Genomic DNA, 20,295 nt, shown 5'->3' on the forward strand with positions numbered 1-20,295 from the left:
CCAGCCGCAGTACTGATGCACCGAGGACAACGACAAGATCGCGGCCATCCGGGCCGAGCGCCGCGATGGCGTGACGATCATGGTTGGTGATGGTGTGAACGACGTTCCCGCCTTGGCCGCCGCTGATGTCGGAATCGCCCTGGGTTCACGCGGATCGACCGCAGCGGTGGTGGCCGCCGACGCGGTAGTCGTCGACGATCGAATCGATCGGCTGGCCGACGCCGTGGAGATCGCGCAGCGCTCGCATCGGCTGGCCGTCCAGAGCGATAGTGAGTTGCTAAGATTAGAAAGTATTCTCAGTGCCGGGTATTCGAGGAGTGGAGGAGTTCATGGCGGATGCGCGCCAGCCGCTCTATCGAATGAAGGCGGAGTTCTTCAAGACGTTGGGCCATCCAGCGCGGATCCGGGTGTTGGAGTTGCTCAGTGAGCGCGACTACGCGGTCTCGGAGATGTTGCCGGAGGTGGGTATCGAACCTGCCAATTTGTCGCAGCAACTGGCGATTTTGCGACGGACCGGGCTGGTTACCGCGCGTCGGGAGGGGTTGTCGGTGTCATATGCGTTGACTTCGCCTCGGGTTGCGGAGTTGTTGTCGGTGGCCCGCGCCATCCTGACCGGCGTTGTCGCTGGTCAGGCGGAGTTGCTCGAGGAGCTGTCCGAGCCAGGGTTGGTCGGCGAGGCCACCGGCTGAGGCGGATCCTCGTGATCCGGTTGTCTCTCGACATGCCAACTGCTAGCAGATTGCCGAGCGAGCGCGGGAGGACAAGTGCCGGACGGTGGTGGTCGCGCCGTCTCGCGCGCGGCTCACTCGAGTGTCCCGGAACTCAGCATGACAGTGTCACGGCCGCAGTGGCCCGTCGTCAGGTGGACGGCTAACTGACCACCGGCGATCGACGAGCCCAGCCTGTGCGGATCCGGGTTCTTACGGTCCGACCGGAACGTGGCTTACGGGGAGGTAGCGTCGAGCGTGGTCGATCGCCGCGCCGGTGTCGGTGAAGATGGCCTCATCACCTCCGGCGGGAAGGGCGCCGATCGCAGACAGGCGGCGATGGTGATCGGCACGCAGTCCCGACATCAGCACAGTAATGTGCCGGCGCTGAAGTTTGGTGATGGCGTCCTCGAGCACGAGTGCGCCGGTGGTGTCGAGGGCGGTGATCTTTGACATGCGCAGGATGACGACCTTGACATCGGTTACCTCAGCCAGTTCCAGTAGGAACCGGTGTGCCGCGGCGAAGAACAGCGGGCCCTCGATGCGGTAGGCGACGATGTGATCGCGTAGCAGTTCGTGTTCCTCGGCGAGGAACTCGGTTTCGTCCAGAGGCACCTGCTCCAGCCGCGCCTCTCGCGCCACCGACCGCAGCGCGAGCACAATCGCGAATCCGACACCGACCGCCACCGCGGTGACCAGATCCAGTGCCACGGTGACCAGGAATGTTGTGACCATGATCATCGCGTCGCCGCGTGAGGCCCGTGCGATCGCGGTCAGTGAGGCGGTCTCCACCATCCGCACGGTCGTCGCGAGCAGCACACCCGCGAGCGCGGCCACCGGGATATCGGCGACCAGCGGCGCGGCCAGGTAGATGATCGCCGCGAGGATCATCGCGTGCGTCAGCGCGGCCAACCGGGTGCGGGCACCGGAGCGGACGTTCACCGCGCTCCGGGCGATCGCCCCGGTGGCGGGTACACCGCCGAACAGCGGCGCGGCGATATTGGCCAGGCCTTGTCCGAACAGTTCGCGATCCGGGTTGTGCCGGGTACCGACTGCCATGGAGTCGGCTGCCGTCGCCGACAACAACGACTCCAAGGCCGCCAGGGCGGCGACCGCGAGTGCCGGTGCGACCAGCGAGCCGAGCTGATCGGGATGTACGAAGCCCAGCGATGGTGCGGGTAGGCCCGCCGGAATGATGCCGATGCGGGCTAGGTTCAGGTCGCACAACTCGGCGACGGCCGTGGCGACGGCGACCGCTACTAACGCGAACGGCAGTTTCGGCAGATAGCGGCCGCCGATCAGGATGACCACTGCCACCACCAGCGCCGTCCCCGGGGTCGCCATGCTCGGGTGTTCGAGGTAGCGGCGCACCGCGTCGAGCGCCGACTGCCAGACCTTGTCCCCCTCGGCGTGCGCGATGCCGAGGGCGGCCGGAAACTGTTGCAGCGCAATGACAACGGCGATGCCAGCGGTGAACCCCTCGATCACCGGGGCGGGCATATAGCGCACCGCGCGGCCGACCCCGGCGACCGCGAGCACCACCAGCACCACACCCGCCATCAGCCCGACCGTGAGCACTCCGCTGGCGCCGTGCGCGTGCACGATCGGCACCAGCACCACGGTCATCGCGCCGGTCGGGCCCGACACCTGGAACCGTGAACCGCCGAACACCGCGGCCAGCGCGCCCGCGATCACCGCGGTGGCAAGACCCGCGGCCGCACCCAGACCGGAACTGATCCCGAATCCGAGTGCGAGCGGCAGCGCCACCAAAGCAACGATCAAACCCGCCATCAGGTCCGCACCGGGCGCACGAACCGCGGGCCGCCATTCCTGCCAGGTCGGTAGTAGAGCGCGCACGGTCAGCGATTGCCGAGCAGGCGCAGTTTCAGCGCGGCCAGCTGCTCGCGCAGTTCCTCGGGCAGGCGGTTGCCGCCGATGGTGGCGAACCATTCATCGATCGAGCGGGTCTCGGCCACCCATTCCTCGATATCGACAGCCAGCGCCGACTCGACCAAGTCGCGGTCGCTCTCGTCCAGTCCGGACAGATCCAGCCCGTCGGTGGCCGGGACATTCCCGATTGGTGTCCATCGCGCGCCCGTGGCGCCGTCGATCCGCTCGAGCGCCCACTTCAGCACGCGCACGTTATCGCCGAAGCCGGGCCACAGGAATTTGCCGTCCGCATCGCGGCGGAACCAGTTGACCTGGAAGATCTTCGGCAGCTTCGCGGCATCCGAGCCCCCACCGAGCGAGAGCCAATGCGAGAAGTAGTCCCCGACGTGGTAGCCGAGGAATGGCAGCATCGCCATCGGATCGCGGCGCACCACTCCGACCCGGCCCGCGGCTGCGGCAGTGGTCTCCGAGGACAGCGTGGACGCCATGAATACCCCGTGCACCCAATCGAATGATTCGGCGATCAACGGGATGGTGGTGGCGCGGCGGCCGCCGAAGAAGATCGCGGAAATCGGGACGCCCGTCGGGTCGTTCCATTCCGGGGCCACCGACGGGCACTGCTCGATCGGGGTGCAGTAGCGCGAATTCGGATGTGCGGCAGGTGTTTCGGAGGCGGGTGTCCAATCGTTGCCGCGCCAGTCGGTCAGGTGTGCCGGCGGCTGGCCGGTCATGCCCTCCCACCAGACATCACCGTCGGCGGTGAGCGCGGTATTGGTGAAGATCGAATTGCCGAGTTCGATGGTCGCCATCGCGTTCGGGTTGGTCGAGGCACCGGTCCCGGGTGCAACACCGAAGAATCCGGCCTCTGGATTGACCGCGTACAGCCGCCCATCGGCGCCGAAGCGCATCCAGGCGATATCGTCACCGATGGTCTCGGCCCTCCACCCGGCCAGCGCCGGTTCCAACATGGCGAGGTTGGTCTTACCGCACGAGGACGGGAACGCCGCGGCGACGTAGTGCACCCTGCCCTCCGGGGAGGTCAGTTTCAGGATCAGCATGTGCTCGGCCAGCCACCCCTCGTCGCGACCGAGTACCGAGGCGATCCGCAATGCGAAGCACTTCTTGCCGAGGAGCGCGTTGCCGCCATACCCGGACCCGTAGCTCCAGATCGTGCGTGTCTCCGGGAAGTGCGCAATGTACTTGGTCTTGTCGCACGGCCATGGCACATCCGCCTCCCCGGTCGCCAGTGGCGCGCCGACCGAATGCAGGCACCGCACGAAATCGACACCGCCGGTGAGCTTTTCCCATACCGGCGCACCCGAGCGGGTCATGATCTGCATCGATACCGCGACGTATTCCGAATCAGTGATCTGCACACCGTATTTCGGCTCCGCCGCGTCCAACGGTCCCATGCAGAAGGCGATCACATACATCGTCCGGCCCGCCATCGAACCGCGGTAGTGCTCGGTCATCACCGTGCGCATATCCACTGGGTCGACCCAGTTGTTCGTGGGTCCCGCGTCCGACTCGTCTTCCGAACAGATGAACGTGCGATCCTCCACCCGGGCCACATCGTCGGGATCAGACGCGCACCAGAACGAATTCGGCTTGGTGGGCAGCGGCACGAAGGTGCCCTTGGCCACCAGCTGTGCGGTCAGCCGGTCCCACTCCTGTCGGGAACCATCGCACCAGACGATGTGATCGGGCGCGGTCAGCTCGGCGATCTCACGAACCCAGGCGGTGATCTCCTGATGCGGCGTGGGGGCCTGGGGATTCAGGGTGGGCGCAGAGCTAACGGTCACGAGTGTGCCTTCCTTCGAAAAACGCTAGGTGTCTAGTTTAGAAATCATGCAATCAGTTGACCAGGCGCGATCCACCTCGTCCAGACTAATCTCTTGATTGCGCACTTTAGCAAACAGTAGAACTGTGCCGAACACCCCCGTACTGCCGCACCCGCAGCGGGTCGGCTACATCCTCGGCCGCACTTTCCCTCCATCGATGTCGGAATGGGTGCTCAACGACCTGACCAAAGCGGGCGCTGCGCGCCGCTATCTGATGCGGTTCCTGATCCCGATCACCCCGGTGCTCATGTTGTTTCTGCTGGTGCCCGGCCCGAAATGGATGGGTCTGGCGATGATGGTGCTGCTGTCCCTGCCGCGCATCTACTTCACCGCCGCCCTCATGTACGTCTACCGGCGCAGCCGCCTGATCAAGCACGGCCTCGACCCCGCGCTGGCCGACGCCGAGTCGCGGCGCCGCGCCGAAGCCGATCGCCTCGACTACGAACGCCCCCACGGCCGAGACTGACGGGGGCGCGCCGGGCAGACCAATCATGGCCATCCCCGGCGATGCCGGTCGGCGTCCGGCGGCATCGCGGCTACGGGTAATCAAGAGCCGAGTCGGGTATCAGGGGCGGGCGATGATGATGGGGCAGTCGGTGGCGTGGAGGACGGCTTGGCTGACCGAACCTAGAGTCATGCCGGCGAAGCCACCGCGGCCGTGGCTGCCGACGACGATCAGTTGGACGTCTTGGGATTCGGCGAGTAGGCGTCGGGCGGGGCGGTCCTCGGCGACCACTCGGTGAATCTCGAGGTCGGGGTATTTCTCCACGTAACCGGCGAGGCTCTCGGACAGTAGCTGCTCGGCCTCTGTCTGCATATAGGCGCGGGCAATGTCGCGGTTGAATTCGGACCAGGTAAGTACGGCGCGCACAGGGCGATTGCGGTGGGCGGCCTCGTCGAAGGCGATCTCGATGGCGCGGACGCTGGCGGCTGAACCGTCGACACCGACTAGGACGGGACCGAGCACCCGATCCGGCGTGTAGTTCTCGGGTTCGGGGATGACGGCGACAGGGCAGTGTGCGTGCCGCGCCACCGCGGTACTCACCGAGCCGAGCAAGCCGCGGCGGAAGGCACCGAGGCCCGGGCGCGGACGACCAGCATGCGGGCGTCCTTGGAACGGTCGAGTAGGACCGGGATCGGCGGTGCCTCGACCACCAACGTGGTGATATTGAGCTCGCCGAGGGGTGCAGCTGCCGCGGTCGCGAATTCGTGTGCGAGGCAACGGCCGCGTTACCGGCGTCCCGATACAGGTCGTACTCGATTCGGTCGAAGGCGATTCCGGGACCGAAGTCCATGTGCGGTGTTGATGAGGACCGCGCCCGGATTGGCGTCCTGGCGATCAGGTGATCGTTCCGCCCGCGGGATCGTATGGGGTTGCCGCGGACCGAATGGACGGAAATGAGGCCGGAGTCGAGTGCCAGGACTGGTTCTTCTGCACCCGTGCTCTGGACGCCACCGAGGTCGAGGACGCCATACGCGCCGACCGGACAGAAGCCACCGTCATTCCAGCGCCGAAAGCGTGACACAGCGGCCGTAGGCGGACGCGGTGCTCGGGAACAAAGGCCAGCCCACGGACGCCACCATCTATACCCCTGACGCCTATGTGCCGCCCGACGAACGGTCCGGTAGGGCGCCGACGTGCACGATCGGAAAGCATTCGATCTTTCCGCATGCCCAGGACAGCACAGGCTCTCCGTTGGCGCATCGGGCACTCGAGCTCGGTCCGCCGACTCGGATGCCGTGCGACGTCGTGGTTCGCGGTATCGGTTCGGGCACAGTGTTCGTGGAGGTGATGCATTGGCCGCGGTGGTTGTCGATGCGGAACTTGTCGTCGGCTCGCCCGTCATACACGACGAGCTCCGGATGAACGCACCTTTGGGTGACTGTCTTGCATCCGGAGGTCTTCGCTGCTGTCCCGACTGCTGCAGCACGACTAGCTGAACGCTCGGCCTGCCGGGAGCCCGAGTTTCCGTAGAAGTGTTGCGGCAGGGCAGAATCCGGTGACGCTGGCCTGGAGTTGGTTGGCTCCCGCGAACGCGGTCAGCAGGAGGAACCAGGGCGAGATCAGCACCGCGAGTGTCAGGCCGAGCAGGGTGATGGTGCCTGCGAGGGCGAGCACAGCTCGATCGATATTCATGTGGGACACACCTACTTTCCGAGGATTCGGAGCAGCCAGCTGGTTCGTTCGACATCCGGATGGCCTGGACACCATTGATCGGCGGGGACTGTGGCCTTGACCTGGGCGATGTGTTGTCCACAGCCGGACCAGGTGGTTTTGGCGCAGGTTTTGCAGCGGATGGGTCGGCACACCGATGGTTCCTCTTGCCTCGAATCAGGCGGGGTTCTCGCCGGCGTCGACGGCCGCGGCGAATTCGGAAAAGGCCTCGTAGGCGCGGGCACCGTGGATGGTCGCTGGCCCCCCGTGCATCAGGAAGGTGACGCCGATGGCCTCGGCGGCCTCCTGTCGGGTCGCCCCGGCGCGTGCTGCGGCTTGGCCGTGCGAAGCGATGCAGCCGTCGCAGCCTTCGACGACGCCGATCGCGAAGGCGATGAGTTCCTTGGTTTTGCGGTCGAGTGCGCCGGGGGCGAAGGCGGCCTTGCTCAGTTCGCCGAAGCCTTGGTACACCTCGGGGATGGCCTTGCGCAGGTCGCGGTGCAGTGGAGTCAGTTCGCGGAGCACTTGTTTGCCGTGACTGATGGTGTGTTCGGTCGTTGTCATCGGATTCCTTTCGATTCAGCCGTGCGAGAAGTGGATGGTGGGCAGGATTCGGCGCAGCCAGGCGGGCGTGGCCCAAGCGGTGCGCCCGGCCAGCCGGAGCGTCACCGGCAGCAGGACCAGCCGGACGAGGAAGGCGTCGAGCAGGACAGCGACGCCGAGGATCACGCCCATTTCCTTGGGGGGCAGCGGGCCAGAGAGGGCGAAGGTGAAGAACACCGCGACCATGACGCCACCGGCGGCGAAGATGACCCGCCCGGAGTGTGCGACAGCGCCGACCATGGCCTCGCGGGGATCGCCGGAGCGTTCCCAGTGCTCCTTGGCCGAGGCGAGCAGGAAGACGGTGTAGTCCATGGCGATCGCGAAGATCATCGCGAAGAAGAACACCGGCGCCCAGGCGTCCAGGAAGCCCTGGTGCTCGAAGCCGAGTATGCCGGATCCGATTCCGTCCTGGAACACCAGCCGGGCGACGCCGAAGGCGGCGGCGGTGGAGAGCAGGCTGGTCAAGGTACCGAGCAGCGCGATCAGTGGTGCCTGCAATGCGAACAGCAGCAGCGCGAATCCCAGGACGAGCACCACGCCGATCACGATCGGGGTGGAGCGATCCAGTTGGTGCTTCAGGTCGATGTTCTCCACGGCCGCCCCGCCGACCTGTGCGGATGTCGGTAGCTCGGCCCGCAGGCGAGTCACGGTGGCGGTGAGCGCCGGGTCGGACGGGTCGACCGTTGGGACCGCCTCGATCATGCGGTAGTCGCTGCCGTCGGCGGCGGGCATGATCGGCATCACTGCACCGATATCCTTGTCGGCGGCCAGTATTCGGCTCGTGGCCTGGGCATCCTGTGAGTTGGTCACCACCTGCAGCATGCCCGGCGCGCCGGGTCCGAAGGCCTGCTGTACCAGCGAGTACCCGACCCGGGCGCTCGCGTTCTCGGGCAGTACCTTGATCGACGGCATCGCTGTCTTCAACCCGACGATCGGCGCGGCCAGCGCCACCAGCACGATCAGCGATCCCAGACCCCACACGACCGGTCGGCGCCATAGCCGTTCGCCCCAGCGGGCGAAGGCGGGCGACCGGTGCTCACCGGTGTGCACCCAGGGCAGCGATAGCTTGTTGATCCGACTTCCCAGCTTGAACAGCACGACCGGCAGCAGGGTCAGGGTCGCGGCGAGGACGAAGACGACCGAGAGCATGATGCCGCCAGCCATGGACCGGAACGACGGCGAGGGCACGAGCATCACCGCCGACAGCGACACCAGGACGGTGGCGCCGGACAGTAGTACCGCCTTGCCGGCGGTGTCCATGGTTTCCGCGACGGCTTCGCGTGGTGACTCGTGCCGGGCCATCAGCGCCGCACGGAACCGGACCACCAGGAAGAGTGCGTAGTCGATACCGAGCGCGAGTGAGAACATCATCGCGAAGTTCATCGCCCAGATGGATACCGGCACGAAGTGGTTGATCAGCACGAGTGAGCCGGCCGAGGCCATCAGTCCGGCGAGGGTCAGCAGCAGGGGAAGACCGGCGGCGACCAGCGCCCCGAACGCCAGCACCAGGATCGCCAAAGTGACCGGCCACGAGAACATTTCGGACTTCATCATCGCGTCGAGGTTGGCCGCGTTGAAGTCCGACCACAACAGTGACGATCCGGTCGGATTCACCTGCACCGTGTCGGTCGACAACGCCTGCAACCGGCCCTTCAGATCGGTTGCGGCCCGCACCATCTCGTTGGTATCGGCGCCCGCACCGGCGAGCACTACTGCCGTGCGATGGTCCGGCGACAGGCTCGTGCCGGGCGTGGGCGGAATCACCTGTGCGATCCGCGAGTCGCTTTGGACCACCCGCGTGACCGCGGCGATTACCGCCGGGCCGTCACCGCTGTCGAGCGCACCGGCGGTACTGTGCACCACCACTTGGATCGCGTGACTGGCGTTACCGCCGAAGTGGTCCTGCGCCAACTTCCGTACGGCGACCGACTGCGAGCCCTCGGCCTGCCAACCTGCCCCCGACAGGTTCTTCTCCACCATGGGAGCGAAGGCGCCCAAGCTGATCACCAGCAGCACCCATGCCGCTGTAACTAGCCTCCGATGGTCGATCACCCATGTTCCGAGCCGTCCTAACGGACCGAACCGCCCTGCTGACACGGGCGTTGTACCGCCGGTTTCCTGCACCGTCTGTACCACGTCTCGCCGCCTTCCTTCATATCCCCCCGGGGGGATGTTTCCACCGACGATAGCATCCCCCCCGGGGGATATACACTGGCGAGTGACGAAGCCGCCGACCACGGCAGGCTGGATCGGTGCGCACGCCGGGCGCAGCCGATCGGCGCTAGTGAAGGAGACCGCAATGCAGCTGGAACCCGAGTCCGTGAAGGCCGTGACCCTCCGCATGAAGCGAGCCCACGGGCATCTGGCAAGCGTCATCCGCATGCTGGAAGAAGGGGCGGAATGCGAGGACGTCATCACCCAGCTCGCGGCCGTCAACAAGGCTCTCAGCCGCAGCGGCTACGCACTTGTCGCCACTGGACTCCAGCAGTGCCTCACCACCGGCGGCCCCGACAGCGTCGACACCAAGAAGATGGAGAAAGTCTTCCTCTCCCTGGCCTGAACTGCCGGCAACCTCCGGCCGCGCCCAGAGCAGCCCACTCGCGACACTTGCCACGCGGGGAAGCTGTCGAGGTCGGACCGGGAGTATCTCGACATGGTGCAGACGCACCCGCGGCCCGGCCGACCCAAGAGGCTGACCGATGCCGAGCTGGTCTGCCTGGCGGTTGCCCAAGTCTGCTGGGCTTTCCGTCCCAGCACCATTGGCTGCGCTTCTGCTACAGCTGGCTCGGCGCGATGTTCCCGTACCTGCCCGAACAACCCGGCTACAACAAGCCCAGTGGCTGAGAACCTGGCTCGTCCGCGACAGTCGCTCGTCCTCGGATCCGATGACAACCGGCCCTCCGGACCGCAGGACGGATATGGATCAGGCGGAACGGCCAAATTCACCGCCAGTGCAATACTCGGACGTCGGCCCCCGTGCGTTCTGGCATCGTGACTGCGCACGTTCGCGAGCTCGCGTTGCAGCGGGCGGCCGAACCATCCTCGGGAGGCCGGCGGAAACAGGGCGGGATGCGGGGTATCAAGGGCGGGCGATGATGAGTGGGCAGTGGGTGGCGTACAGGACGGTTTGGCTGACCGAGCCGAGAGTCATGCCGGCGAAGCCACCGCGGCCCGCGGCTGCCGACGGCGATGAGCTGGGCGTTTTCGGACTCGGCGATCACGAACCGCAGAGCCCAAAGGCCGCTTGTACCAAGGGATATGCCAGAAGATCCAGCCCTTGGCTCACAGAGCACTCGAGCCGGGCAGCATCGCGCTCGGGCCACTCGGCTCAGGGAAGTGGTGTCGTTGGGATTCGCGGCTGGGCGGCGGCGATCATTACCATGATCCGTGCGCCTGAGCAGGCGCGACGAGTGTCATGCCGGCCGTGGCACCGCCATCGATGACGAATTCGGATCCGGTCGAGAAGGTGGCGTCAGTGACGATGAAGCCGACCATCGCCGCGACCTCTTCCGGTTCACCGAATCGCGGAAGTGGTTGTCCCGAGGCAATACTCGCGTCGAAGCCAGCGGTCATCGGGGTGTGTATCGGACCGGGGTGTACCGAGCAGACCCGGATCCCGGCGTCGCCGAGTTCGAGAGCGGCGGCCTTGGTCAATCCGCGCAGGCCCCATTTGCTCGCCACGTATCCGGCGATCCCCGAGTAGCCGACCAGGCCGGCGGTCGAGGAGATATTGACGATGACGCCGTCGCCGTTGGCGCGTAATCGCCGTGCCGCCAGATGCATGCCGAGCCAGGCACCGAACAGGTTGACGTCCACGACATGGCGGAACATCGCTGGGGATTCGGACTCGATGCGGCCGAAGTCGACGATGCCCGCGTTGTTCACCAGGACGGCGAGCGGTCCGAAGTTCGCTTCGGCATCGTCGAGCACCTGACGCCAGCCGGATTCGTCGGTGACGTCGAGATGTCGGAATAGCGCTGTCGGGCCGAGGGATTCGGCTGTCGCAGTGCCCTCGGCATCGAGGAGATCGGCTACGACGACGCGGAGGCCGGATTTGACGAGGGTTTGCGCGATTGCCGCGCCGATGCCGCGGGCGCCGCCGGTGACGACGGCACTGCGGCTGTGAAATTCGGGCATGGTGTCAACCTCCGTTCGTTGGTGGCCGAAGGTCTCGGTCTCCTGGTGGAAAGGCTGTCGATCTCGACGCTACGACCTCGCAGTGTCCTCGCCCAGTGCCGAACCGACGCTTGCCGAGGGACCTTCGGCCATCGGTGAAATGGCGAGGCCGGTGGACTCCGGACAGCGATGACCTTCGTCTCTGCCCGTGCACACGCCGATGCGCGATGCTCGGTTCAGTGCAATCGCCTCGGGAAGAAGGTGACCGGCGATGTCGGAGTACTCGGCGTTCGATTCGGGACGCGTGGGCACCGCTGCGACGGTTGCGGCATATACCGAGGCCGCGGCCCGGATCCGTGCCGCGGACGCGGCGAATTCCGCGGTCAGCGCGGTGATCACGGCGGAACTCGAGCGGACGCCGTCGCATCTGTTCGAGGCGCGGGTGCCGTGGACACACGATGGCCGCCCCGGCGCCGCGACGGTGCGAGTGCCGAGTCATGCGGCGGTAGGCGATCACGTGACCGTGTGGCTGGGACCGGACCGGATTCCGACGGCTGCGCCACGGCGCCCCGGTGCCGCCGCGCTGAGCGGTATCGGCGTCGGCGTCGTGGTGCTGAACGGCACCTGGTTCGTCGTGTGGCTGCTGGTGCGGGGCGCTGTGTGGCTGTTCGAGCATCGTCATAGGGCGGGCTGGGATCGGCAGTGGCGTCAATTCGACGGTCCGATCAAAAGGACCGGTAATGAGGTTGCCTGAGCACGGTGACCCCGGACATCGACCGGCGTTCGGTCATATCGAAAGGAAGCGACGATGGGCAAATCCACAGGGCCACAGATCATCGCGGCTGTCGACGGCTCGGCGAGTTCGTATCACGCGGTTGCCTGGGCGGCGGTCGATGCCGTGCTGCACCGCTGTCCGCTGCGCATCCTCACCTCGGTGGCGATGCCGGACTTCGGCCCCGACAAGGCCTTGAGCGAAGCGGATGTGGAGTGGTTGCGCCGCGACGGCGAGCGGATCGTCGCCGAAGCGGCCCGGGTGGCGCATCAGGCCACACCGGGCGAGGAGCTGGATCTGGCGACCGAGGTGATCTTCGCATCGATCACGCCGACCTTGCTCCTGCGCTCTGCGCAGGCCAGGATGCTGGTTGTCGGCAGCCGCGGGGTAGGCGCGTTTCAGCGCGGACTGCTCGGCTCGGTGAGTACCGCGCTCACCCATCACGCGCACTGCCCGGTCGCGGTGGTTCATGGGAATTCGGCGCTCGATCCGGTATCGGTGAGTAAGCCCGTCCTGGTCGGTGTCGACGGATCGGAGAATAGTGTGCCGGCGATCGAGTTGGCGTTCGAGGAGGCGTCGCGGCGCAAGGTCGGGCTGACTGCGCTGCATACCTGGAGTGATGCCAGCGGGATCGATCTGCCGCATTCGGGCTGGGAGGCCGCGCGTGAGTCCGAGCAGACGCTGCTGGCCGAGAATATGGCCGGTTACCGCGATCGGTATCCCGACGTGCCCGTGATACGAATACTGAAGCTGGACCGACCCGTTCGGGCTCTGCTCGAGGAATCGGCGAATGCGCAACTCCTCGTGGTCGGAAGCCACGGCCGCGGCGGATTCGCGAGCATGCTGCTCGGGTCGACCAGCAATGCGCTGCTGCACACGGTGGAGTGCCCGATGATCGTGGTGCGCAAGCGCTGAGTTGCGGCCGTCGACGGCCTGCCTACACCGAGGCCAGGCGGGGGCGGGGTGGTCGTGCCCAGTGCCGATCCGCCGAGGAAGACCGCGGCTACCAGGGCGGCGGACCGTGAGCAGTACCAAGGCGGCGGTGAGCCGAAATCGCGTGGCCTACAAGACCAGCGCCGCCAATGCCAGCGGGCGCCGAGCACACCCGACAGCGTGCAGGTTCGCCGCTCGGCGTCGACCCGGCGCGATCATGGTGTGCGCCAACGGTGGTCGGTCACAGGCCGGAGGGGTAGGTCTCGGGTGTGGTGCCCGCGATCCAAGCGCTGGTCGGCTCCAGTGGCTCGAGCGCGGTAGTGTGGTCGAGGTGAATGAGTGCGTCGAACTGATCGGCGGCGCGGGTGTGGAAATAGTGGCTCTGGCGCTCGGTGTTCGGTCGGTAGACCACGCCGATCGCGCGCTGTAACCGCGGATGGCGCAGCAATTCCCCGGCCTCGCCCGAAAGGTCCATGCGGAGTAGGAATTCCGGGTTGCCGGTGTCGTGCAGCAGTACCTCCAGACTCGAAGGCAATGCGGTGCGAACGGTTTCGCGGCGGGCGGGACCACCCCAGTCCTCGGCCGCGGTGACCGTGCCGGAGCAGGTGCTGAAGCCGATGAGACGGCAGTCCCGGCCGTGGCGTTCGCGCATCAGCTGCCCAAGGTTGTGCTGGCCTTCCCCGCTCATTTCGGTGGCGCGTGCGTCGCCGATATGAGAGTTGTGCGCCCATACCACGATTCGAGTCGGAGCATGTGCGCCGGAGCGGTCGAGATGGTGGGCGAGGGCATCGAGGGTGTCGGCCATGTGCTCGTCACGCAGATTCCACGAGGACACCCGGTCGCCGAACATGGCACGGTAGTAGGCTTCCGCATCGCGCACCGACCAGGCATTGCGCAGTGCGTCGAACAGGTCGTCGGCTGCAAAGGGTTCCAGCTCACCGTCTGCGATCGCGACGCGCTGCAGCTCCAGCAGCTGCCGGATCGCTTGGGCCTCACAGGATCTGCCCGCGCCGAAGGCAGCGGCGAAACCATACGCCTGAGCATCGTCGCCGACGATGTGGTCGAAGCAGCCATAGCGAATCCTGGCGCGCTGTGCCGCCTTCGGGTCGACGCGCTCGAGGTAGCGCACCACATGCTGCATCGAGCGATGCAGGCTGTAGAGGTCGAGACCGTAGAAGCCGGTCTGCAGCTGCCCGTCGTGCTGCTGGGCGTTGTATGCGCGCAGCCAGATGATGAATTCACGGACCTCGGTATTGCGCCACATCCAGGCCGGGAAGCGCTCGAATCCGCGCAGCGCCTGTTCGGCGGTGGTGTCGGTGCCGCGCCCGTGCACGTACCGGTTCACCCGGTAGGCGTCGGGCCAGTCCGCCTCGGTCGCGACGGCGGTGAAGCCTCTTTCCTCGATCAGCCATCGCGTCATCTCCGCCCTGGCCCGGTAGAACTCCCTTGTGCCGTGCGAACTTTCACCGATCAGCACGAATCTGGCGTCGCCGATCAGTTCATCGAGTACGTGCGTGGGCGCGACGCCGCCGGGCGCGTCGACAGTGGCGGCTCGGATGGTCGCCGCAGCGTCGATCCGCGGCACAGCCGTGCCGGTGGTCGACATGCTCAGCAGGGTGCGAACCTGCTCGTCGGTGACCTGTGTGAAGTCCCAGAACCACTCGCCGACCGCCCGAAACGGAGTCGGCATGGTCGCGCAAACCATCTCCTCGACCGATGCGCCCAGTTCCCGGCAGGTCGACTCCGGCGCGACGGGGACCGCGACCACGATCTGCTTCGGCTCACCTTCGCGGATCGCCTCGATGGCCGCGAACATACTCGCGCCGGTGGCCAATCCGTCGTCTACCAGGATCACCGTCCGCCCTGCCACCTCGATCGGACCGCGGTCAGCGCGATAGGCCGACTCCCGCCTAACCATCTCTTGGGCTTCGTCGCGCGCGATGCTGCGCACTTGATCGGCGGTGAGCCGCAGGGCGCGCACCATATCGTCGTTGAGGACGACGCGGCCACCGATCGCCAGCGCGCCGATCGCGAACTCCGGATGACTCGGTGCGCCGAGCCTACGCACAATCAAGGCGTCCATCGGCGCGCCGAGCGCCGAGCCGACCTCCCATGCGACCGGAACACCACCGCGCGCCAGTCCGAGCACCAGGACATCCGGATCGCCGCGATGGTGTTCGAGCAGACTTGCCAGCACTCGCCCCGCCTCGTGCCGGTCCCGGAAGATCGGTCGCGGTGGTTCCCGCTGTACTCGTGTGCGGCTCATCGCAAGCCTCCCATCAACTGGCCCCCCGTGGGCCGAATTGTCTTCTCAGAGTTCGCTGTCCGGTGGCCGATACCGTTCGGGTCGGCGGGCGGGCAGCCCCAGCGCGCTGCGCTGGACGGCCAGGGTGAGATCTGTCGCGGTGACCACGCCGATAAGTCGGCCGTGCGGATCGATCGCCGTGATGACGTCGAAGTCGCGGCGCAGCACCACCTGGGATGCCACCGTGGAGAGCAGTTCGTCGCCGGATACTCGGGCCGTCGGCGGCAGCGGACGGGCAACCTCGCCCACCGCGGTGGTCTCGCGGGCCGCCACGGATAGTTCGGTGAGATCGGACCAGCCGAGCTCACCGATCGGCCGCCCCACCGTGTCGATCACGGGGAACACGCGGTGATCGGTGTGCACGATCTGCGAGCGCAGCAGATCGGCGACCGACCAGGTCGCGGGAACCGATAGTGGATGTTCGGTCATGACATCGCGAATTCGGGTGTCGCCCAGTCGGTGTCGCAACCCGGCGGCGGTCAATTCGGCACTGGCCGACGAGTACAGGAACCAGCCGAGCAGCATCAGCCACAGCCCACCGCCCGCGCCGACCAGCAGCAGTTCGACGCCACCGAGGATCAGCAGAGCCAGTCCGACGATTCGGCCGCTACGCGCGGCAATGGTGCTGGCGCGCAATCGATCCCCGGTGCGCTGCCAGATCAGTGCACGCAGTGCGCGGCCACCGTCCAGCGGTGCGCCCGGGATCAGATTGAAAATGGCCAGCACGAGATTCATCGCGGCCAACCAGCCGAACATCTCCGGTACCGGCCCGCTGACCGTCGCCGCGACCACACCGGTCATGCCGAACAACGCGACGCCGAGCGTGAAGCTGGCGAGCGGTCCGGCCACTGCGATGCGCAGATCCGAGCGCGGGTCCTTCGGTTCGTCGCCGAGTTCGGATACGCCGCCGAGTAGCCATAACACGACCACTTCGACGCGAATGCCGCTGCGGCGGGCGATGATCGAATGAGCCAGCTCATGGCTCAGCAGGGAAGCGAAAAGTCCGACCGCGCCCGCCGCGGCGACCAGCCAGACCGCCACCGAGTTCCCGTGCGCATCGGTGAGCGAGCGGCCGAGCAGATAGGTGAACAGGCCGAGGGTGACCAGCGCCGACCAGTGCGCGCCGATGCGAATACCCGCGACTCGCCCCAGCGGGATCGTCGCACGCACCATCTCAGCGCTCCCGTGCCTCGGCGCTGGCGAGACCTTCGGCGAGCAGGATGCGGTGTGCCTGCTGGGCCGCTCGGGTCGACCGGTCGCTATCGGGTCTGTCGGAGGGCAGTCGCTCCAGTCCGCGTGCCAGCATTGCGACGGCGTCCCCGAGCGCTTGGATGCGATTTTCGAGCTGGGCGGTGGGATCGAGCGCAGGCGCCATGGCACCCGGTTCCCACTCGATCAACGACTCGTCGACCGCGGGCCGCGCACCGCACAACACGCCGTACAGATGCATCGGCAGGACGGCGAAGATCCGGTTCAACTGCCCAGGAGAAAACAATTCCTCGAGCGCGGCCGTAACCGCGCCCGCGATCGGACCGACTTCGTCCTCGTCGATACCGGCCTCGCGAGCGAACTGCCTGGTGAATTCGGCGATGCCGTGCCGGACCGGAACATGGCCGGGCACCCAGCCTTCGTAATAGGCCCCGCGCAGGATCTCGGGCAGTTGCGCGCTCAGATGTGCCGAGCTGCTGACATTGATGCGGTCGCGCACGGTGTGCAGCCAAGCGCGGAGCGCTCGGTAAGCGAAGGCCGGGTCGTCGGTATCGAGATTGTCGGCGACGACGCGCAGCCAGTCGTGTGCGGTCTGCACGGCGGGCGCGAGGGGATCATCGTGGTGGGGCATCGTTGGCCTCCTGGAAGCGTAGCGGTGTTATGAGTCCCAAGCCTGCGCCGCGGGCGGCCACCGACCTAGGGCCGAAGGATGCCCTCGGACAAGCCGATGGTCCCGCTGTCGGATCGGCGATGACCTCGAGTGACAGAGCAACTCAGCATCGTTCTTTCGGTGCCGACGGCCAGTCCGCGATCTGACTCAGGGACGAGGCGAGCGCACCTCGAGTACCTCGTCGAGTGGTCGCCGTGGTGTCGGAGCCGGTTCGCTGTCCTCGGGCGCGATGCCGATGCGGATCACGACTTGGGGCACATCCGGATCGGGAATCAGATCGGCGATTACCGAACGGCTGGTGACAAGTTCGGTGATATGGGTGAGCGAGCAGGTGGCCAGGCCACGGGCCGTACATTCGAGCAGCACCTCCGACAGTGCCTCGCCGGTACACAGCCATTGTGCGGGCGTCTCACCGAGGGTACTGAGCACGATCAGCCGGGACTGATCCTCGAGCTGGCCGCGGCGCAGCGAATACGGTGCTGGTGGAAAACCGCGGCCGACATCTACCCTCGCCGCCTCGGCATCCGATGCCAGCGCCGCCGCGGGGACACCTTCCTTGACATCTGAATGTCCACTCCACCAATGTAATTCGGTTTGATACGGCATATCGTAGCGGCGCAGTGCGGTGGCATGCTCAGTGGCAGCGGCGACCCGAGGCCGATCGCTGTCGGCGATCTCGTCGACGGCCACATGATGTGGTCTCGCCAGTTCGCGAATGGCGTCTAATGTCTCGACCCAGCCGGGCGGTGTCAGCATCGGTAACCGGTCGGTGCGGCGTTGGCGGATGGCGCGGATCCGGGCGGCGGTCGTATTCAATGAGCCCGGCCACAGCCGGAATTCGAGCGTGGCCAAATGGTGCGGCATATTCGGATCAGGGGTTCGGATTGTATGAGCGAACCAGCCCATCGACAGAAAGGCCAGGCGGGCATGGTCGAGCACGGCGCCGCAGCTGATCACCAATTGCCTGCCGAGCGGATCGGCTGACCGCAACAGTCGGTCGTTATCGCTGAACAGCTGTAATCGTTCGCCATCGAACACCCAGCGCCACGGCTGAGTGTTATGCACCGATGGGGCACGGCAGGCGAGCATCAGCGCCATTCGTACAGTCCGCAGCTCGGGAGTACCGGTACGATCGCTTGCGTTCATGCCTCGAGTCTTTGCCGCTGACCCGTCTACCACTACGGCCACTGCGCACCCGTTCGAGGGCCGATGGTCCCCATGTCATCAAGGCATCGCCGAACCGTTCGCGGCATTTCTCCACGATATCGAGATGCCGCGTTTCGATGCACAGTGCGACCGAACATCGGCCCGCGAACATGATCGTGTCTGATCGACTGGAAGACGGTCTATTCGTGCCTCATCGTCAGGATGTCGGAAAGGGGGCGGCGGGGAGTTGGTGGTGGGTCGGGTTCGTCATCGGGAGCGGTGCCGACCCGGACGATCACCTGAGGGATCCCGGGGTGGGGGAGCATGTTCGCGATGATCTTTCGGGCCGAGGGGATTTCGGTGATGTGGGTCATCGGGCAACTCGCCAGGCCGGTGATGGTGCACTCGAGCAGCACGGCGGAAAGTGCTTCGCCGGTGTGCAGCCAGGTAGTGACGGATTCGCGTGGTGAGCTCAGGACCAGCAGGCGGGCGTGGTCTTGGAGGGGCTCGCGGCGCGTCGAATGTGGTGCGGCAGGAAAGGCACGGCCGACGCGGACGCGGGCGAATTCGGCATCGGAAACCAAGGATTCGCGCGGGACGCCTTCCGGGTCACCGGAATGTCCGGCCCACCAATGTAATTCGGCCTGGTACTCCATGTCGTAACGGCGCATCGCGGTGGTCTGATCAGAGGCCGCGCCGAGTTTCGCGTTAGCGGTGTCGTCGAGGAGATCGAGTTCGAGGTCATGGGGCGTGACCAGCATGCGAGCGGTGTGCAGGAGTTGCGGTAAGCCGGTAGGCGCCGACAGGGGCAGTCGGTCGGTGCGCCGCTGATCGATCGCGCGGGCGCGGGCCAGCACGCCGGTCGGTGGTTCGGGCCACCGCCGGAATTCGATCACCGCCAGATACTCGGAGCGGGTGGTGTCGGGCAGGCGGGTGGTATCGGTGTGCCAGCCTTGGGCGGCGAATGCGGTGCGTACGTGGTGCAGCATCGCGCCGCAGCTGATCACCAGTTGCCTGCCCAGCGGGTCCGCCGAGGCCAGCAGCCGGTCGTCGTCACGGTACAGGTGCAGTCTGAGGCCGTCGAACACCCAACGCCACGGCTGGGAGTTGTGCAGTGACGGCGCTCGACTGGCCATGCGCATGGCCGCCAGCACCGTTGGATGGTCCGGCACGGAACGTACGGAGGATGGGCTGGTTTCGGTCATACCCTCGAGTGTCGATGCCTACGGTGCCTGTCGATATGGGCCTTGCGCCTGTTCTCGAAGGTCCATGGTCACCCGCCAGTTCGGGCGATGCGGCCGAAGGCGTTCAGTGCACCGACCACAACGATGCGGGCGTGACGGCCAGCTCCGGATCGCAAGTGTGCACGAGTCGCCGGATGCGGTCGAGGGTTGCGCGGGCGGCATCCGACGAGCGCGGCGAATGGATGAGGTTCTCGGTCAAGCGTTCCGGGCGCCTGGGCACCGGGCTCGTGTTATTGCGCACCTTTGTCGGTTGATGCTGGAAGATGTTGTACGCATATGGCTTCCACGAATTCACCGACAGTAGCGTCGGGTAGGTGACGGGACAGGTCGGCCTCGGTGATGATGCCGACCAGCTTGCCCGCCTCGGTCACCGGGAGTCGTCGGATCCGATGCCGCTCCATCAGGGCCAGCGCGGCATTGATGTCGGTGCCGATCTCGACGGTATGCAGGTCCTCACCCTGGGCCATTTCGCCGGCGGTGGTCGCGTGCGGATTCGCCCCAGTGGCAATGCATTTGACGACGATGTCGCGATCGGTGACGATCCCGACCGGATGCCCCTCGCCGTCGCAGATCGGCAATGCGCCGATATCGAGCTGACGCATCCGCCGCGCCGCGGTTTCCATGGTGTCGCGAACTGTGATGCTGACGACGTCGGGCTGCATGATGGCCTGTGCGGTGGTCATAACCGGCTCCTTTCTCAATAG

At 66.3% G+C, this 20,295-nt stretch carries 19 protein-coding genes and 3 pseudogenes; 7 read left to right on the forward strand and 15 right to left on the reverse strand.

The features are described 5' to 3' along the window. Nucleotides 1-329 precede the first annotated feature (329 nt). Complete coding sequence (locus tag ACQP1T_RS19800) at nt 330-689, forward strand: ArsR/SmtB family transcription factor (protein WP_433754536.1); 360 nt, start codon at nt 330-332, stop codon at nt 687-689. A gap of 231 nt (nt 690-920) precedes the next feature. On the opposite strand, the gene ACQP1T_RS19805 is transcribed toward ACQP1T_RS19800, so the two are convergent. After that, nucleotides 921-2,657 (reverse strand): SulP family inorganic anion transporter, encoded by a 1,737-nt coding sequence (locus ACQP1T_RS19805; protein WP_433754537.1) that lies wholly within the window; start codon nt 2,655-2,657, stop codon nt 921-923. Further along, nucleotides 2,567-4,399 carry a phosphoenolpyruvate carboxykinase (GTP) gene (locus tag ACQP1T_RS19810; RefSeq protein WP_433754538.1) on the reverse strand — a complete coding sequence of 611 codons (1,833 nt, stop codon included), beginning with the start codon at nt 4,397-4,399 and terminating at the stop codon, nt 2,567-2,569. Before ACQP1T_RS19810 ends, ACQP1T_RS19805 begins: the two co-directional genes overlap by 91 nt. A gap of 124 nt (nt 4,400-4,523) precedes the next feature. On the opposite strand from ACQP1T_RS19810, the gene ACQP1T_RS19815 reads away from it, so the two are divergent. Beyond that, nucleotides 4,524-4,904 carry a DUF5313 family protein gene (locus ACQP1T_RS19815; RefSeq protein WP_433754539.1) on the forward strand — a complete coding sequence of 127 codons (381 nt, stop codon included), beginning with the start codon at nt 4,524-4,526 and terminating at the stop codon, nt 4,902-4,904. Between the two features lie 99 nt (nt 4,905-5,003). On the opposite strand, the gene ACQP1T_RS19820 is transcribed toward ACQP1T_RS19815, so the two are convergent. Continuing rightward, nucleotides 5,004-5,483 carry a universal stress protein gene (locus ACQP1T_RS19820; RefSeq protein WP_433754540.1) on the reverse strand — a complete coding sequence of 160 codons (480 nt, stop codon included), beginning with the start codon at nt 5,481-5,483 and terminating at the stop codon, nt 5,004-5,006. A 277-nt stretch (nt 5,484-5,760) separates the two neighbouring features. Between ACQP1T_RS19820 and ACQP1T_RS19825 the strand changes: the two are divergent. Beyond that, nucleotides 5,761-5,961: pseudogene (locus ACQP1T_RS19825) on the forward strand (hypothetical protein); the annotation flags it as partial. 410 nt (nt 5,962-6,371) lie between these two features. Here the strand turns inward: ACQP1T_RS19825 and ACQP1T_RS19830 are convergent. The 3 genes from ACQP1T_RS19830 to ACQP1T_RS19840 all read right to left on the reverse strand — a co-directional run bounded on the left by ACQP1T_RS19830 (nt 6,372) and on the right by ACQP1T_RS19840 (nt 9,203). Beyond that, entirely contained in the window at nt 6,372-6,575 is a 204-nt protein-coding gene (locus tag ACQP1T_RS19830) for a YgaP family membrane protein (RefSeq protein WP_433754541.1), read from the reverse strand. Between the two features lie 195 nt (nt 6,576-6,770). Then, nucleotides 6,771-7,157 (reverse strand): carboxymuconolactone decarboxylase family protein, encoded by a 387-nt coding sequence (locus tag ACQP1T_RS19835; RefSeq protein ID WP_433754542.1) that lies wholly within the window; start codon nt 7,155-7,157, stop codon nt 6,771-6,773. Between the two features lie 15 nt (nt 7,158-7,172). Further along, nucleotides 7,173-9,203, reverse strand: coding sequence for an MMPL family transporter (locus ACQP1T_RS19840; protein ID WP_433754543.1), 2,031 nt, complete (start codon nt 9,201-9,203; stop codon nt 7,173-7,175). Between the two features lie 292 nt (nt 9,204-9,495). Here ACQP1T_RS19840 and ACQP1T_RS19845 point away from each other — a divergent pair, with 292 nt between their 5' ends. Then, on the forward strand, nt 9,496-9,756 hold the full coding sequence (locus tag ACQP1T_RS19845; protein ID WP_433762264.1) for a metal-sensitive transcriptional regulator: 261 nt from the start codon (nt 9,496-9,498) through the stop codon (nt 9,754-9,756). A gap of 93 nt (nt 9,757-9,849) precedes the next feature. Next, nucleotides 9,850-10,028 (forward strand): annotated as a pseudogene (locus tag ACQP1T_RS19850) (IS982 family transposase); the annotation flags it as partial. A 247-nt stretch (nt 10,029-10,275) separates the two neighbouring features. On the opposite strand, the pseudogene ACQP1T_RS19855 reads toward ACQP1T_RS19850, so the two are convergent. After that, nucleotides 10,276-10,399, reverse strand: a pseudogene (locus ACQP1T_RS19855) (universal stress protein); the annotation flags it as partial. 172 nt (nt 10,400-10,571) lie between these two features. Next, nucleotides 10,572-11,333, reverse strand: a complete 762-nt coding sequence (locus ACQP1T_RS19860) for an SDR family NAD(P)-dependent oxidoreductase (protein WP_433754544.1) — start codon at nt 11,331-11,333, stop codon at nt 10,572-10,574. A gap of 250 nt (nt 11,334-11,583) precedes the next feature. Here ACQP1T_RS19860 and ACQP1T_RS19865 point away from each other — a divergent pair, with 250 nt between their 5' ends. Together ACQP1T_RS19865 and ACQP1T_RS19870 are read left to right on the forward strand one after the other, a co-directional pair. Beyond that, nucleotides 11,584-12,066, forward strand: coding sequence for a hypothetical protein (locus tag ACQP1T_RS19865; protein ID WP_433754545.1), 483 nt, complete (start codon nt 11,584-11,586; stop codon nt 12,064-12,066). Between the two features lie 54 nt (nt 12,067-12,120). Further along, entirely contained in the window at nt 12,121-12,999 is an 879-nt protein-coding gene (locus ACQP1T_RS19870; protein WP_433754546.1) for a universal stress protein, read from the forward strand. Nucleotides 13,000-13,258: 259 nt separating this feature from the next. Here the strand turns inward: ACQP1T_RS19870 and ACQP1T_RS19875 are convergent, their stop codons facing one another. The 7 genes from ACQP1T_RS19875 to ACQP1T_RS19905 form a co-directional block, all read right to left on the reverse strand. Continuing rightward, nucleotides 13,259-15,283, reverse strand: coding sequence for an erythromycin esterase family protein (locus ACQP1T_RS19875; protein WP_433754547.1), 2,025 nt, complete (start codon nt 15,281-15,283; stop codon nt 13,259-13,261). A 45-nt stretch (nt 15,284-15,328) separates the two neighbouring features. Next, a complete protein-coding gene (locus ACQP1T_RS19880) occupies nt 15,329-16,495 on the reverse strand; it encodes a site-2 protease family protein (RefSeq protein ID WP_433754548.1) in 1,167 nt (388 codons plus the stop codon). Between the two features lies 1 nt (nt 16,496). Next, nucleotides 16,497-17,162 (reverse strand): DUF2267 domain-containing protein, encoded by a 666-nt coding sequence (locus ACQP1T_RS19885; RefSeq protein WP_433754549.1) that lies wholly within the window; start codon nt 17,160-17,162, stop codon nt 16,497-16,499. A gap of 186 nt (nt 17,163-17,348) precedes the next feature. Beyond that, complete coding sequence (locus ACQP1T_RS19890) at nt 17,349-18,347, reverse strand: Acg family FMN-binding oxidoreductase (protein ID WP_433754550.1); 999 nt, start codon at nt 18,345-18,347, stop codon at nt 17,349-17,351. Between the two features lie 200 nt (nt 18,348-18,547). Then, complete coding sequence (locus tag ACQP1T_RS19895; RefSeq protein WP_433754552.1) at nt 18,548-19,552, reverse strand: Acg family FMN-binding oxidoreductase; 1,005 nt, start codon at nt 19,550-19,552, stop codon at nt 18,548-18,550. 103 nt (nt 19,553-19,655) lie between these two features. Continuing rightward, a complete protein-coding gene (locus tag ACQP1T_RS19900) occupies nt 19,656-19,811 on the reverse strand; it encodes a hypothetical protein (protein ID WP_433754553.1) in 156 nt (51 codons plus the stop codon). A gap of 10 nt (nt 19,812-19,821) precedes the next feature. Beyond that, entirely contained in the window at nt 19,822-20,274 is a 453-nt protein-coding gene (locus ACQP1T_RS19905) for a CBS domain-containing protein (RefSeq protein ID WP_433754554.1), read from the reverse strand. Nucleotides 20,275-20,295 lie beyond the last annotated feature (21 nt).

Source organism: Nocardia sp. CA-135398, from assembly GCF_050955845.1.
Taxonomy (GTDB): Bacteria; Actinomycetota; Actinomycetes; order Mycobacteriales; family Mycobacteriaceae; genus Nocardia.